The sequence below is a fragment of the Deltaproteobacteria bacterium genome, assembly GCA_020848905.1.
In the GTDB taxonomy this organism is placed as follows: Bacteria; Myxococcota_A; Polyangia.
Genome location: JADLHG010000059.1, coordinates 84207 through 99663, shown reverse-complemented (window position 1 = coordinate 99663; position 15457 = coordinate 84207). Strand labels below are relative to the sequence as shown.

Sequence of the window (15457 nt, the reverse complement as noted above, 5' to 3'; positions counted from 1 at the left end):
TGGACATGAGCACGACCGCACAGACCGCTCACGGCGAGCACCCCGCGTTCCTGCAGCACCACTTCCACACCCCGGAGCAGCAGGCGTCGTCCTCCAAGCTCGGGATGTGGCTCTTCCTGGCCCAGGAGGTGCTCTTCTTCGGCGGAGTGTTCCTGGCCTACGCCGTGATCCGGTACTTCTACCCGGAGACGATGCTCGCGGGGCACGAGCACCTGAACGTCCCCCTCGGCGCGACGAACACCGTGGTGCTCTTGACCTCGAGCCTCACCATGGCGCTCGCGGTGCGCGCGGCGCAGCTCGGCGATCGGAAGAAGCAGGTCCTCTTCCTGGCCGCCACCATCGCGCTGGCCTGCACCTTCCTCGTCATCAAGTACTTCGAGTACGCGCACAAGATCCACCTCGGACTGCTGCCCGGACGGCTCTACGAGGGCAAGGGGATCGCCGGCCACCCGCAGATCTTCTTCGCCATCTACTTCGTCATGACCGGGCTGCACGGGCTACACGTGCTGGCGGGGATCGGCGTCCTGCTCTGGGTGCTCCGGCGCGCCAACCGGGGCGATTTCGGCCCGGGCTACCACACCCCCGTCGAGAACGTGGGTCTCTACTGGCACCTCGTGGACATCATCTGGATCTTCCTCTTCCCGCTGCTCTACCTCGTGAAATAAGGAGAGGCCCATGTCCGCCGCTCAGTCGACCGAGACGCACGCGCCCCACGTCCTGCCGGTGAAGGTCTACCTCGGCATCTTCGGCGCGCTGCTCTTTCTCACCCTTCTCACCGTCGGCGTTTCGTACCTCGACCTCGGTGGGCCGGCCATCGCGGTGGCGATGGTCGTGGCCGTGATCAAGGCCTCGCTGGTGGTGGGCTACTTCATGCACCTGAAGTTCGAGAACCGTTTTCTCAGCCTGGTCTTCATCGGCTCGCTGGGTTTCCTCGTGCTCTTCTTCGCCATCATCTTCATCGACCTCTCCTCGCGCGGGGACGTGCTGAAGGAGCAGGACACCTTCTCGCTGCAGAAGGAGAAGGCGCTCGAGAAGCTCGCCGCTCCGCCGGCCGTCGTTCCCGCCGCCGTTCCTGCCGCCGTTCCCGCCACGAAGTAAGCCCGAAGTCGTCGCAGCATGCGGAAACCCTCGGCCCACGAGACGAAGCGGGCCCGAGGGCCGTGGCTCGAGAGCTTCTCCGTCACCGCGATCATCGCCTGGGCCACGCTGGTCGGCATCGGCGTGCACCTCGCCCTGCGTTACGCGACCCACGTCGGGCGGGAGGCGGAGCTGCTCCCCCTCTACGTCACCCTGCTCGTGGGGGGCGTCCCGCTCCTGCTCGATATCGGCGTGAAGCTCGTGCGGCGCGACCTCGGGGCCGACCTGCTCGCGGGGATTTCGATCGTGGCCGCGGTCTTGCTCGGCGAGTTCCTCGCAGCGGCGCTGGTCGTGCTCATGCTCTCCGGAGGAGTGGCGCTCGAGCGGTACGCCGTCGCGCGTGCCTCGTCGGCGCTCGAGGCCCTGGCGCGGCGCATGCCCCAGGAGGCGCACCGCAAGGAGGCGCAGGGGGTGCGCAAGGTCGCGCTCCACGAGGTGGACGTGGGCGACGAGCTGGTGGTCCTGCCCCACGAGATCTGCCCCGTGGACGGCGAGGTGCTCGAGGGACACGGCGTGATGGACGAGTCGTACCTGACGGGGGAGCCCTACCAGATCGGCAAGGCCCCCGGCTCGACCGTGCTCTCGGGGGCGATCAACGGGGAGGCCGCGCTCACGATCCGGGCCACGAAGCGGGCCGTGGATTCGCGCTACGCGAGCATCATGAAGGTCATGGAGGCCTCGCAGCAGAAGCGGCCTCGGCTGCGGCGCCTCGGCGACCAGATCGGCGCGCTCTACGTGCCCATCGCGCTCGGCACGGCGCTCGCGGCGTGGCTGGTCTCGGGCGACCCGCTGCGCTTTCTCGCGGTGCTGGTGGTGGCCACCCCCTGCCCGCTTCTGATCGGGATCCCGGTGGCGATCATCGGCGCCGTGTCGCTCTCGGCCAAGCGGGGCATCGTGATCCGCGACCCCGCGGTGCTCGAGCAGCTCGAGCGCTGCCAGACGATGATCCTCGACAAGACCGGCACGCTGACCCACGGCAAGCCCGAGCTGACGGAGGTGGTGCTGACGGGAGCCACGACGCGGGAGGAGCTCCTGCAGCGCGTGGCGAGCCTCGAGCAGTACTCGAAGCATCCGCTGGCGAGCGCGGTGCTGCGCGCGGCGAAGGAGGCCAAGGTCGAGCTCCTCGAGGCGGGCGCGTATCACGAGCGACCGGGCCAGGGGGTGCAGGGGCTCGTGGGAGGCCGCGCGGTTGAGCTCACGAGCCGCGTCATGCTCGTCAAGCGACATCCCGAGCTCGAGGCGACGCTGCCGCCGCAGCTCGCGGGGCTCGAGGCCATGGTGGTGCTCGACGGGGTCTACGCGGCGACCCTGCGCTTTCGGGACCGGCCGCGCGGCGACAGCAAGAGCTTCATCGACCACCTGGGGCCGAAGCACCGCCTGCATCGGCTGCTGATCGTGTCGGGGGACCGCCGGTCGGAGGTGGAGTACCTGGCGGCGCAGGTGGGGATCGACCACGTCTTCGCCGAGCAGAGCCCCGAGGACAAGGTGGCCATCGTGCGCGAGGAGATGGCGAAGGCCCCGACGATCTTCCTCGGAGACGGGATCAACGATGCGCCGGCTCTGACCCTGGCGACCGTCGGCGTGGCCTTCGGCCAGCACAGCGACGTGACCTCCGAGGCGGCCGGAGCGGTGATCATGGACTCGTCGCTGCAGCGGGTGGACGAGTTCTTCCACGTCGGGCGCAGGCTGCGGCAGATCGCCCTGCAGAGCGCCGTCGGGGGATTGCTCCTGAGCCTCGTCGGCATGGTCTTCGCCGCGGTCGGGTACCTGCCCCCGGTGGCCGGAGCGCTCGTGCAAGAGGCCATCGACCTACTGGCCATCGTGAACGCGCTGCGAGCGGCGCTGCCGCCGCGGCAGCTCCACGACTACTAAGCATGGTCACCTTGGCCGCGATCCATCCCGCCAGGCGGTGTCGCGCCTGCGCTCCGGTGCTCACAGCGCCACAAGGCTGCTCCGCTCCGGTGCTCGGCGCTCCTTGCCTGGCGGGCGCCTCGCGGCCAATGCGACCATGCTTGATCACGTAGCAACGTGTTTCCGTGTGATGACGGACCTAGGGGAGATTCGGGTAGAGGAGGTGCGCGGCTAGCGACGCGTGGGCGGGCAGGGCCCTTACGTGCGGCTCTCTACCTGACGCGGACGGGGCCGCCCTGACGGTGGGGCTGCACGACGCGCGGCTGGGACATGAAGCCCTTCGGGAAGGCTTCGGCGCGGGCCGAGTGGACGTGGATCGGTCCCACGCGCTGTCCGTTCTGCACGGCCTGGAAACCGTAGACCACCTTGCCGTTCCGCTGGCCGATCGCGCCCATGCGTCCGGAGACCTCGTGTCCGCTGCCGTCCTGCTTGGCGCTCACGAGGTAGGTCTTGCCGCCCACCTTGACGAGCTGCTGCGCCGAGGCGTGGTTGCCGAGCTTCGCGACCTTGCCGAGCATGAGCTGCTTGCCGGTCGGCGTCTTCACGCGCGCCACGCGGTAGCCGCCGGGCAGGCGAAGGCCTCCCTCGACGATCTGCAGCGCCGCGGCGGCCAGCGGGTCCGCCTTGCCGGTCGCAGGAGGCGGCTTGGTCGAGGTCGCCGGCCGCACGTTGCCGCCCTTCGGCCCGGGAGCCACGTTCGGCTGCGGCGCGCGCTTCTCGGCCGGGATGAGCGACTGCTTGCCCCCCTGGTCCCACTGCCGGACGTTGCCGGTCGAGGGCTGCACGCTATTGGTGGTCAGGCGCTTGCCGCTCGCGAGCTCGAAGGTGCGCGCGGTGGAGCGGCTGGTTCCGGGGATCCATTCGTTTACGTGGACCACGCCCTTGTTCACGAAGGTCGCGACGTGGAGGATGTCCGCGTTCCGCTGGTGCGCGCTGCGGCACAGGTTCTGGGCGGCCGAGCGAATCGGGTCGAGGGCCTTGCCGACGCCGGCGGGGATGGGGCGGACGGTGGCCTTGCCTGCCGCGAGACCCTTCTTATCCCAGGTCCGTGCCTCGGCCTTCGTGGGTCGGAGCTGCGCGTCGTAGTGGAAGACGTAGGTGTGGTGGCTGCTCACCTCGTAGCGGACCTGGTAGCCCCCGTCCGGCTGCTTGAAGACCACCATGTCGGTTCGCTTGGCGCCCCGGAACTTCTGATGGTGCAGGACCAGGGCGTCCGCGGCGCGGCGCGAAGCCGTCGCGGGCTTCGCGGCGGCGAGCAGACTCGAGGGCGCGCTGGCCAGCAGCAGCAGGGCGATCGCGAGGGCACGGCGGTGTATGAACATGTTTCTGTCCTCCGACGGCGTGACGGCTTGGGCTGTCGTGTCGAGGCGGGGTAACTGCAACCGGTGTGCCGGAGCCGAGCGGTCCTCGCGAGGCTCGGCGTGCAGGCTCGAACGGGGCGTGTTCGGCGCGGCCTCACGGATCCCCGCGTGGTCCTTGGGGATCGTAGACCCCGTCGAATCGCCGCGGTTCTCGAGGCTTGGGGGCGTGAGGCATCGGGGCCGAGCGGCCTGGAGGCCGGCCTGGCCAGATCGCGGGGTCAGAAGACCTCAGCGCCGGGCCCTTTCTGCGCCCCGCCGTCCTGGGGTACAAGGGGCCATTCTTCGGGGCGGGCATCCCATGAGGTCGCGGCGGCTGATGGTGGTCTTCCTGCTCGGCGCGGCCTTCTCGCCCGCCGCCTTCGCCGACAGCGAGACGCACTACCAGGACGTGCTCGTCGGCGAGCGTGCGGCGGGGATGGGCGGCGCGGCCATCGCCCTCGGAGACGAGGCCACCGGCGCCTACTACAACCCGGCGGGCCTGGCCACCGACGCCTCGACGCTCGTGCAGGTCTCCATGAGCGCCTTCAAGCTCAAGCACCGCGTCACCGACCTGGCCGACCTCTGCGGCACGCGGCTGACCGACGACCGCGGCGCGGCCTTCTCGTTTCCGGCCTCGCTCGGGCTGGCCAAGCTCTTCGGTCGGGGCCGGGTGCGGCACGCGGTGGGGCTTCTGCTCGTCGTCCCCCACGCCGACCGCATGAGCCAGTCCTACGTGGCGCGCGACGCCCGGTGCGGCGAGCTGTCCGTGGACCTCGGCGGGTCGAACGTGCAGGTGGACCGCGTGCTCCTCGGGGGCCTGACCTACGCCATCCGACCCGCGCGGTGGCTGCAGCTCGGCCTCACCTTCGGAGTCGGCGTGCGTACCTTCACCGCGCAGCAGCTCGTCGTGACCCTGGGCGGGACGGCGGCCGCGCCTCCGAGCTATCCGGCGGTGCAGTTCGGCAGCTTCGACGTGGCGCTCTGGAGCGCCTACCTGCAATTCGGCGCGATCGTCGAGCCGATCCCGCGGCTGCGCTTCGGCCTGAGCTTCACCACGCCGTATCTGCGGCTGGCGGGAACCGGGCGCTACGACGTCTTCAGCGCGCTGCGCGACCCGCAGACGGGCCTCGCCGCGTCGGCCGTGGCGTCGCTCGACGACGCCGAGTACGCCTGGAAGGTCCCCTTCGTGCTCGGCCTCGGCGCGGCGTATCGGTTCCGGCGAGGGCTCGTCCTCGCGGCGGACGTGAAGCTCCACGGGCCGGTCGAGAGCTACGCGATCCTCGAGCATCCGCGGGTTCCCGCGGGCCACGCGCCGGTCCTCGAGCGGCAGGTGGTGGTGAACGTGAACGCGGGCGCGGAGGTGCCGCTCGGCAAGCGCTGGCTCGGCCGCCTCGGCGCCTTCACGAACCTGACCTCGCTGCCGCGGGCCACCTTCGCCGCGGGAAGGGCGCACGATCACCTGCACCTCTTCGGCGCGACCCTCGGGGTGAGCGTCAAGCCGAGTCCCACCTCGACGATCGGGCTCGTGGTGCAGGGCCTCGCCGGAACAGGGGACGGGCTGATGGATCAGGTGGCCGCGCCGGCGGCTCCGGGGCATGGGCTCCAGGTCAGCCAGGTCGCCTCGCGCGCCACGGACCTCTCGCTCCTCGTGGGTATCGGCGGCAGCTATGACCTGCGCTGACGCGAGAGCTCGTCGGGCGACGCTGGTGTTGGTCGTCAGCCTCGGTTTCGGCCTCGGCCTCGCGCTCGCGCCTGCCGCGCGGGCCGACGACAACCACTACCAGAACTACCTCATGGGAGATCGCGCGGCGGGGCTCGGCGGGGCCTTCACCGCGCTCAGCGACGACGGTTCGGGTATCTACTACAACCCGGCGGGGCTGGCCGAGGCGGAGCACTCGAGCATCAGCATCACCGCGGCGGTCTACGGCTGGGCCACGCGCACCGACCGTCTCGGCAACACGGGGGTGAACGCCGACGACCGCGCCTTCGTGAACTACCCGACCACCACGATCTGGACCCAGCGCGTGCGCAAGGGCCGTCCGGACGGGGTGGGGCGCATCCAGCTCGCCGCCGCGCTCCTCTCGCCCTCGAGCGCGGTGGAGCGGCGACGGCTCTTCTACCGCACGGACCTGGGCGGAGCGACTCCCGCCGTAGCGAACGTGGTGAACATGCTCGTCTCCGAGGACGACACGCTCTGGTTCGGGCTCGGGATGGGGGCGAAGGTGGCGCGCCGCGTCTCGCTCGGCGTGAGCGTCTTTGGCACCATGCGCAACGGCGTGCGGCAGTACCACAACCTGACCCTCCTCACGGTGAGCCAGGCGGAAGGCACCGACGACTTCGGTCTCGCCGACCGCGCGGACCTGCGCTTCACGCAGTGGGGGCTCGTCGCGCAGGCGGGGGCCGTCGTCTCGGCGACCACGCGGCTTCGGTTCGGCGCGGCCTTTCGCACGCCGGTCTTTCAGCTCGCCTCGAGCACGCACCTGAACACGATCTTCATCGATCGGCCGAACGATCGCCTGCAGGTCTCGGGGCAGGAGCTCGGCGCGCGCTTCCAGGCCCGGCAGCCCTGGAAGGCCACCGTCGGCGCGGCCTACGCGGTTCCGAGGCGCTGGGCGGCCACCCTCGACGTGAGTCTCCACGGTCCCGTCGGGCGCTACGCGGTCCTGGAGGTCGACCCGCCGTTCACGCCGGCGGAGATCTACCCCATGACCAAGCGCATGGTGGTCCAGGTGAACGCGGGCGCGGAGCTCTACCTCGGCCGCTACGTGCCGCTGCGCGCCGGCTTCTTCACGAACCTCTCCTCGTGGGACGGGGGCAACACGTTCTGCACGCGCGAGGACACCTCCTGCCCCACGGCCATCAACCCCTTCGCCGACGGCGTGGACCGCTACGGTGTGGCTGGCTCGGTGGGCTTCGAGCTGGAGCAGGTCACCTTCAACCTGGGGCTGAGCTACAACGCCGGCGGGCGCACCGAGCAGCTCGGGACCTACGGCGAGATGCAGGTCCGGCGCTCGTTTCTCTTCGCCCTGGTCGGCGGCGCGTTCCGGTTCTGAGCCGGCGGCGCACTCCGAGATCGCGTGGCCCGGACCCGCAAGCGGTCGAACCCCGGAGAGGGGCCGCTCGGCGCGCCCCACGCTTCAATACAACGCAATGTTATTATTGGTTAAAATATTGGCCAACGATCGTGGGGCATGGCACCCGGGTTGCACCTGGAGACGCGACCGGCATCTCGGTAGGAGCTCTCGTGCGCCGACGGAAGGCCTCTGTTGCTCGCCTTGCCCCGACACTCCGGATCGCGTTCGCAGTCGCGCTCGGAGGGCTCGCCGGTTGCGAGGGGACGCCGGAGCCCGGTGAGCTCGAGCGCCGCGCGCAGAGTCCCTACCCGCCGCCACCCGCGCCGTTGTGCGCGTACCCCGAGCTCGCCTTCTGCGACGGCCAGAGCTACAAGTCCCTGGCCGGCTACACGCTGAACCCCTGGATCCCGCGCCCCGCCGACGAGCTCCGCCCCTACCGCGTGGACGACGGGCTCGACCCGGCCCTCTATCTGGACGCGGTGAATCAGTTCGGGGTGGAGGCCGCGTGTCGACCGGGCCGCTATCTCCGTCGGGGGATGCAGACCTTCTGCAACATCTTCGCCTGGGACGTCTCGCGGGCCGTGGGGGCCGAGCTGCCGCACTGGGTCTACAAGCGGACGCGCTCCGACGCGAACCTGCCGGTCCCGCCCGACGCCGACCTGTCAGCGTCCCTCAAGGTCGGTGAGGAGGTTTCGGCCAACCGCCTCTTCGGCTGGCTCCTCGCGCACGAGGGGGACGACCGCTATCACCGCTGGCGACGCGTGGCCACCCTCAAGCTGCAGGCGAAGGACCAGGCGCTCAGGAGCGCGCTCCTCGCGAGCGACGCGGCCGCGGCCAAGCTCGTGCTCGAGAACCTGGAGCGCTGGACCGAGCAGAGCGACGCCGAGGTGGCGCAGGAGCTCGCGGACCTCGGCTTCCCCGTGACGGCGATCTGGCTGAACGACCTGGATTGTGCCGGCTACGAGGAGGGGAGCGGGCACGTGGCGCCGGTGCTTCCGCGCCCCGCCGAGACGATCTACGACCCCGACCTGGGCCCGCACGTGGCGCAGGCCGGGATCTTCAACCTGGGGGTGTGCGACGCGCGCGAAGGCGGGCGCGGCACCGTGGCGCACGGCTTCTTCGGGCTCCTGCCCGGCTCGACGCCCAAGGGCTACCTCGCCGGCCTCGACCGCGCGAAGATCCTCGGCTCCGTCGTCTACTACGTCTACCTCGGCGAGACCGTGCGCAAGCTCCTCGGGCCGGAGAACGCGCCGTGGAGCTGTCCGGTGCTCGTGCCTGCCAAGACCCTGAGAAGGCTGAAGGCGGAGTGACCATGCGCGACCTTCGATTCGCATCGACGACGCTGGTGGGCGCCAGCCTCTGCGCGCTCGTGCTCGCGGCCTGCGGCCCCGTCGGGTCGGGCACCGAGGAGCTCGAACGCACGGCCATGGGCACCGGCGCGACGATCGACAAGAGCGCCCCGTCGCGGCTGATCGTGATCGGGGCGCACATCGATCAAGGCTCGCAGTTCGTGACCTCCGCGGCGGAACGCGCGGCGCGGCTGCGGGCCGTCTACCCCGGCGATCAGGTGGTGGTCTACGTGGCGAGCTCCACGCTGAAGACCTACGGGGACGTGGTCCAGGGGGTCGGGTTTCACGACCCGGCGAAGGCCACGCCCGAGAGCTTGGGGCTGCTCGCCACCGTGAAGGCGGCCGACGGGAGCTATCCCCGCATCGTGCGCGAATGGCTCATCCCCGAGGTGGCGAGCTATCGCAGGCTGCGCTCGATCGACATCTTCTCGCACTCCTCGGCCACGCTCGGACCGCGCCTCGAGGGGAGCAGCACCCTCTTCTCGACGGCCGACGTGGCCGCCGGCTACGCGAGCGTCGAGAGCTGGCGGGCGAGCTTCTCCGACGGAGCCTTCGTCTTCTTCTGGGGCTGCAACGCCGGCTTTCAGGTCGCGCCGGCGCTGGCGAAGCTCTGGCACATCCCCGTGGCCGGCGCGCTGAACGGGACCAACTTCCAGATGCTCCTCGAGCGGAAGGGGGTGCAGCGCTTCTTCGACGCCTTCGCGCGCCCGTCGGGGACCGAGTGGACGACGGCCAAGCAGAACGCGATCTCGGGCGAGGTGCCGAGGGCCTGTCCGCGCGGCGGGTGCCGTCGCATGAAGCCGAACCGCGGCACCAAGTACCAGACGGCCGCGCCGATCTACAAGTTCTTCTGCGACGCGGAGGCTCGCCTGGAGCAGCGCTGCGAACGGGCCATGCTCGGCTCGCTCCTCGCGGCCCCCTCGGTGCAGCCGGTCTCGGTGGCGCCGAGCTACGCCGACTTCCAGGCCGTGGCGATCGACTTCCTCTGCCCGAACGGCTTCTTCGGTCGGCTCGACGGCGAACAGGCCTGCGGCGAGCTGATTCGCCGCTTCGAGGCCGACCCGCGGGTCCGAGAGGAGCTGCCGCTGCTCAAGCCGCAGCCCTTCTGCACCGACGAGGGATGTCAGGTGACGGTGAAGTGCGCAGCCCCGACGGAGGGCCGCTACTGCGACTTCACCGTCGTCGTGACGCCCGAGCAGAAGAAGCTCGTGCCCACCAACACGGTGGACGAGTTCGAGCGCTATCGCCGCGGCTACTGCGCGGCGTACCCCGAGGCGGAGCGCTGTCAGAGCCTCGGCAAGCCGACGCCGCCGCTATAGCTGGACCTCGCCGCGACCCAACCGGCCGGGAGGGATCGCCGCCAAGGTGACCATGTTTAGCGGCAGCCGAGCCCGCCGCGCGCCCCTTCGTAGTGGTTGATGTCGTAGGGCGTGCGCTGGCTCTCGGTGCCGCGCTTCGCCGCGGTCCCCGCGCAGGGGGTGCAGGGCTGGCCCGGCTTGTCCGTCGGCAGGCCCCATTCCGCGTAGAGCAGCGTGGAGTTCTTCCACCCCGACTTGGTGGTCTTCAGGTAGCGGTGGAGCGCGGGAGAGGCGTCGATGATGCGCCGGCCGCCGTAACCCGCCTGCTCGTAGGTGGCGCCGGGGCCGCCGTCCTCGACGTAGACCACCACGCAGCGCCCGTTCTCGGTGTTGGTCACGCGAAGCGTCGTGCCGCAGTTGAAGCGCTGCGCGCCGGCCACGTAGAAGTACTCCGGGTAGTTGAACGCCATGGTGTCCGCGACGGGCTTCGGGTTCCCCTTGCTGTCGAAGAAGTAGGCGCCCACGCGGTTCACGACGGTCCAGTAGTTGTAGTCGACCGTGCCCTTCACCCAGGGGATCTTCGGCACGTGGGGATCGACCCAGCTATGGCACTTCAGGAACTGGGGCGTCTGTCCGTCGAGGCATTTCTGCTGGTGGCGGTCGTACATGCAGCACCAGTTCATGTAGTGCGTGAGCAGCCCGCCGCAGCTCGTCCCGCGCCCCCAGGTGGTCGAGTCGGCCGAGGTGCCGAACTGGGAGACGAGGTAGAAGCCGTCCATCGAGAGGTTCCAGTCCATCGAGTCGCACACGTCCGCGGGGGTGGGCGGCGCGGATTCGGCCATCGGCGGGAGCGTGGCGAGACACGCGGCCACGGGCGGCGCGGCGTCGCCCGTCGGAGGCGTCGAGGTGTCGCGGCCCACGCCCAGGTCGGCCGTGGGTGCGGCGGCGTCCGCCTTCGTCCCGCCGTCCCGTCGGAGGGCGCCATCGGCCGGCCGCGCGCCGTCCCTACGCGCCGCGCCGTCTTTGCGTGAAGCGCCGTCGCCGCTGGCCACGGTGCCGTCGGGGGGCAGGGGCGCGCCGCGATCGTCCGACGACGGAGCGTCTGCGTTCGATGCGCCGTCGTCGCGCCGCGGTCCGTCTCCTCCGCCGTCGGGGTTCCCCGCGCTCGCCGCATCGGCTCCCCCGTCGCCCCCGGCGCGCGGGGACTCCGTGCAGCCCGCCGCCAAGAGCGTCGCCAGCGCCATGCAGCTCACCACCAGGCCCTTCCGCATGCGGTGCTCCTTCAATGGCTCGTCCCCCGGCGGGACGACACGCCTCTACCACGAAGCGCCGCCCCGGACCAACGGGCACTGCCCACGGGAGAAGCGGGTAGCTCGGCGCGGGCCGGGGCCTGGCAGCCCGCGTTGCCGTCCCGCTGAGGCCAGAGGTCCCCCTCGGGCGCTCGGCGCGGCAAGATCTCACGCGATTGTCGGCGCCGCGGCCTGGCATCCGGCTTGCTGTACCCCGGGGCTGCACGACCACCCCATGAGGTACGCGATGTCATTCCGTCAGGGAGCGGCCGTCTTCCGTGGCGTCGTTTTCGTGGCGACGGTGGCCTTCGTCGCCGCGTCGGCAGAGCCGGTCGAGGCGCGCAGGCGTCTCGCCGAGGCCCCCGCGCCGCAGGTACGCCTGAGGGCGCCGCTCGGCCAGCGCATCGTCGAGCGCGTCAAGCTCACCGCCGCGCGCATCCCGGGTAGCTGGGTCATGACCACGCTCGGCGCCGTCGCCGCGGCCGCCTTCACCGCCGTGACCCTGCAGCACGCGCCCCAGCTCGTTGACAACGCCCACGGCCTCACGCAATGGCACGTGCTCGGCGCGGGCTACGCGGGGATCGCTGCAGCCACGCTCGGCGGTCTCTTCACGCGGACGCGGGTGCTCCTCCGCCGCTTCACGGCCTCGGCTCCGGGCCGCCTGATGGGCGAGCTCGAGGCCGCGCTGGCCAGGCCGAACAACGAGGCCGACGTGGAGCGCCTCGGCGCCGGCGCGGGCGAGGCCGTCACGGTCCTCCGCAAGGCGATCAAGCTCTCGGAAGGGGCGGGGCTCGCCACCGTCGAGCTCCCGGCCCTGGAGCCCGGTGGAAAGCCGCGTCGCATCTCGCGGCCCGCGGCGGAGAAGGAGCTCGCGGCGCTCACGCTCGTGCAGGTTCGCGCGGCGCTCGGCGATTCCGCGGGGCGCGGCGCGCGCGACCAGGGAGAGATCGGAGGACTCCGGCCCGCCGAGTGGAAGCAGGCCATCGAGACGCTCGAGACCGAGGCGGTCCGCTCGGGTCGCGAGGGGAAGCTCGCGCTGAAGTTGCAGGAGCTCGGCACCGAGCTCGACGGACAGAAGCGGGTGGCCACGGACAGCGACCGCAAGATAGCGGCCTTCGTGAAGCAGCAGCCCTGGCTCTTCGGGGGGCGCCTGCGGGCTCCGGGCAAGGCCGCGCGCAAGGAGCTCGAGCCGCTGCTCGACGAGACGAAGAGCGAGACCGCCCTGCACGGCAAGCGCACCGAGGCGATGCGCGGTCGCGTGGGGGACAGGCTGGCCAAGGACGAGCCGGTCTTCCGGCAGCGACGGGATCGCATGGGACGGCTGGCGGAGGCGGCCGGCAAGACCGAACAGGTCGTGTCGCTGGTGAGCGAGATTGAAGACCAGCTCGACGCCGTCGTGAGCAACCGCGCGTCGCAGGCGACGAATCTCACGCTCGCCATGACCCAGACGCACGTGCCGGTGCCGCATCAGGTGAGTAACGGCAACGGAGGCACGACCACGGAGATCAAGTTCGAGGACCACAGCCAGCTGTATCGGTCGCTCGCGGCGAGCAACGCAAGCTCGGCGGAGGCGGCGGCCCGCGCGGCGGCCTCGGGCCTGCGCAAGCTGGATACGATGGTGAACCGGCTGAAGCGGGACGGAACGCTCACCCAGGAGCAGCTCGCGACGCTGCTGCCGGAGACGCGGAATCTCCGGGCCGATCACGGTCGCACCGGCTTCGTCGAGTCGTACTTCTTTGCACCCATCTTCGGGGCCATCTCCGCGGGCAGCGATGAGGCCAGCGCACGCGAGGCGAGGAACGCCTTCAAGCCGGCCGCGCGAGCTCTCAAGCGCGTGAACGAGACCGTGGGCGAGCGGCACGTGGAGGAGAAGACCTGGGTCGAAGGCCAGATCGATGCCGACCTCGCGCGCCAGATCCAGCAGGTCCGCTAGCGGTGACGCGACGGGAAGCGCCGCCTCGCGAGCACCGCACGCGCCCATGAGTGAGCGCGTGCAGCTGCGCTGGCTGGGCACCGCGGGCTTTCACCTCCGCTACCGGGGCCACGAGCTGCTCCTCGACCCGTTTCTCTCGCGCCTTCCGGGGGCGTCGCCGGTAATCCGTGCCCGGGTCGAGGACTTCGCCCACGTCTCGCTCATCCTGCTCTCGCACGGGCACTTCGATCACGCGCAGGACGCGGCGGCGCTGGCTCGCGTATCCGGGGCCGAGGTCTACGGCCCGGAGGTCACCTGCCGCGTGCTCGAAGCGCAAGGCCTCCCGCGCGCGCGGCTCCACGCCAACGAACGTCACGCCGAGGTGGCCTTCGCCGGGGCGCGCATCCGCATCGTCCCCTCCCGGCACATCCGCTTCGACGCGTCGCTGATCGCCCGCACCACGGCGCTCGTGCTGAGAGGGGGGGTGGGTCCGGAGCTCCTCCGGCGCGCGGAGGCCTATCCCGAAGGTTCCAGCTCGGAGCTGCTCCTCGATTTCGACGGCTACCGCATCCTCTTTTCGGGGAGCGGCGGCGGCGACTACCGGGCGCTGGCGAAGCTCGCGCCGGACTGTTTCCTGCTTCCCTTCGCGGGGCGCACCGACGTGGTGGACTACTACCTGCGGGCGCTCAAGCTCCTCCGTCCGCGGACCGTGGTCCTGCACCACTTCGACGATTTCTTCCCCTCCTTCGTGGTGGACTACCCCGTGCAGGCTTTCTGCACACGCGCCGCGCGCGAGCTTCCCGAGATGCAGCTCGTCGTGCCCGAGCCCGAGGAGTGGTTCGGCCTGCCGTGATCCCCGGCCCGTGCCGGCGACGACCGCGCCCGCCCACAGATGACATCAGCGGCCACGCCCGCGGTCAGCCCTGCCCGATCGGGGCGCCACTCGGATCCCGCCGTCGACGACGACGGAGAGGCGGCGGCGCGCGCCTCCATCAGGCCACCTAACGCACGGGTATCTCTTGCCATCCGAGCCGCCGGAGAGACGTGGGGCTCGCCTCGTCTCCGCTTGGTACGCCGGCTGCACATAGCGCCTCCGGACGGGCGACGCGGCGTCGCTCGACGAGAGATCCGGAGGAAGGCATGTCTCGCAGGCAGAGAAGGACGTGTGTGGCGGCCGTCGTGCTGGCCATGGTTGGCGCCACCGCGCCGCGGGTCGCCCGGGCCGAAGCGCCGCAGGGCTACGAGGCGCTGCTCTCGAACGCCGAGGTGATGGCCCCGCTCTTCAGCTCGGCCTACAGCCTGGAGCAGATGCAGTCGGGGTACCGCTTCCCCGAGATGGAGCGCAGGCCCAACGAATTGCTCGGCCAGTATCGCCAGCGCTTCCACTGGGTGGCGGGGCCCGATCCGGCCGGCGTCGGCGAGACGCAGACCCGACGCCTCGAGCTCGACGGGGGCGGGCTGATGGTGACCACGAACCACGGCAACCAGTACGCCCAGACGGAAACCTACCCGCTCTCCTGCGGCGGCTTCATCGGCGCGTGCCGCGTCAGCTTCGAGAGCCGGAATCCGAGCAACGGGCGCCAGAGCCTCTTCAACGCTCCGCGCCCCGACTACGACTTCGGCTTCTTCTACCTCAGCCCCCAGGGCAAGCCGCAGGCGATCGGCTACGAAGGGGCGCTCATGCTGGTCACGAAGGACCTGGCGCTGGGCGCGCTCGGTCAGGTCGCCGAGAGCGCGGTGGTAGGTGCCTCCCGCGTGGCCGAGCACTTCGGTGCCCGACGCGGCGGAAGCCTCGAGTCGAAGGCCCTGCACGTCGCGAGCCTTCTGCACGACCAGGAGTACCGCGGAGACGGCCGCTGGTCCCAGGAGCTCGTCCTCACCTGGAACGCGATGGTCAAGCGCATCGACCACGGGGTGCAGCCGCCCGAGCACATCCAGGTCGGCCCGTACAACGGCCAGACCGTCTCCACCGTGACTCCGGGTCCCGGCCGGAACCTCTGGGTCCGGCGTCAGTGGCAGCCGAGCGGCCCGAACAACTTCTACCGCCTGCAGTCCACCGAGCTCTTCCACGGGGACAAGCAGCTCACCCTCGGCACCAACTTGAACGCCCCCATCCTGAACAGCTACCTGCGTCGATAGTCCCCCCG

The 15457-nt window shown here is 70.8% G+C and carries 12 protein-coding genes; 10 read left to right on the top strand and 2 right to left on the bottom strand.

What is annotated here, in order from left to right:
* Positions 1-5: 5 nt before the first annotated feature.
* Genes IT371_26050 through IT371_26040 form a run of 3 tightly spaced genes read left to right on the top strand, consistent with a single transcriptional unit; the run spans position 6 to position 3009 of the window.
* On the top strand, positions 6-665 hold the full coding sequence (locus IT371_26050) for a cytochrome c oxidase subunit 3 family protein (GenBank protein MCC6751144.1): 660 nt from the start codon (positions 6-8) through the stop codon (positions 663-665).
* 10 nt (positions 666-675) lie between these two features.
* Positions 676-1098, top strand: a complete 423-nt coding sequence (locus IT371_26045; GenBank protein ID MCC6751143.1) for a cytochrome C oxidase subunit IV family protein — start codon at positions 676-678, stop codon at positions 1096-1098.
* Positions 1099-1116: 18 nt separating this feature from the next.
* Positions 1117-3009, top strand: coding sequence for a heavy metal translocating P-type ATPase (locus IT371_26040; protein ID MCC6751142.1), 1893 nt, complete (start codon positions 1117-1119; stop codon positions 3007-3009).
* Positions 3010-3260: 251 nt separating this feature from the next.
* Here the strand turns inward: IT371_26040 and IT371_26035 are convergent, their stop codons facing one another.
* Positions 3261-4370 (bottom strand): hypothetical protein, encoded by a 1110-nt coding sequence (locus IT371_26035; GenBank protein ID MCC6751141.1) that lies wholly within the window; start codon positions 4368-4370, stop codon positions 3261-3263.
* A gap of 337 nt (positions 4371-4707) precedes the next feature.
* On the opposite strand from IT371_26035, the gene IT371_26030 reads away from it, so the two are divergent.
* The 4 genes from IT371_26030 (at position 4708) to IT371_26015 (ending at position 10130) form a co-directional block, all read left to right on the top strand.
* The gene (locus IT371_26030; GenBank protein ID MCC6751140.1) at positions 4708-6069 is read left to right on the top strand and encodes a hypothetical protein; all 1362 of its coding nucleotides are present in this window, start codon (positions 4708-4710) and stop codon (positions 6067-6069) included.
* Between the two features lie 25 nt (positions 6070-6094).
* Positions 6095-7441: a hypothetical protein gene (locus IT371_26025; GenBank protein MCC6751139.1), complete on the top strand. Its 1347-nt coding sequence runs from the start codon at positions 6095-6097 to the stop codon at positions 7439-7441.
* A gap of 191 nt (positions 7442-7632) precedes the next feature.
* Complete coding sequence (locus IT371_26020) at positions 7633-8772, top strand: hypothetical protein (GenBank protein MCC6751138.1); 1140 nt, start codon at positions 7633-7635, stop codon at positions 8770-8772.
* A gap of 2 nt (positions 8773-8774) precedes the next feature.
* Complete coding sequence (locus IT371_26015) at positions 8775-10130, top strand: hypothetical protein (protein ID MCC6751137.1); 1356 nt, start codon at positions 8775-8777, stop codon at positions 10128-10130.
* Positions 10131-10186: 56 nt separating this feature from the next.
* On the opposite strand, the gene IT371_26010 is transcribed toward IT371_26015, so the two are convergent.
* A complete protein-coding gene (locus IT371_26010) occupies positions 10187-11380 on the bottom strand; it encodes a hypothetical protein (protein ID MCC6751136.1) in 1194 nt (397 codons plus the stop codon).
* A gap of 265 nt (positions 11381-11645) precedes the next feature.
* On the opposite strand from IT371_26010, the gene IT371_26005 reads away from it, so the two are divergent.
* The 3 genes from IT371_26005 (at position 11646) to IT371_25995 (ending at position 15449) form a co-directional block, all read left to right on the top strand.
* Positions 11646-13331, top strand: coding sequence for a hypothetical protein (locus IT371_26005; GenBank protein ID MCC6751135.1), 1686 nt, complete (start codon positions 11646-11648; stop codon positions 13329-13331).
* A 58-nt stretch (positions 13332-13389) separates the two neighbouring features.
* The gene (locus IT371_26000; GenBank protein ID MCC6751134.1) at positions 13390-14163 is read left to right on the top strand and encodes an MBL fold metallo-hydrolase; all 774 of its coding nucleotides are present in this window, start codon (positions 13390-13392) and stop codon (positions 14161-14163) included.
* 314 nt (positions 14164-14477) lie between these two features.
* Entirely contained in the window at positions 14478-15449 is a 972-nt protein-coding gene (locus IT371_25995) for a hypothetical protein (protein MCC6751133.1), read from the top strand.
* Positions 15450-15457 lie beyond the last annotated feature (8 nt).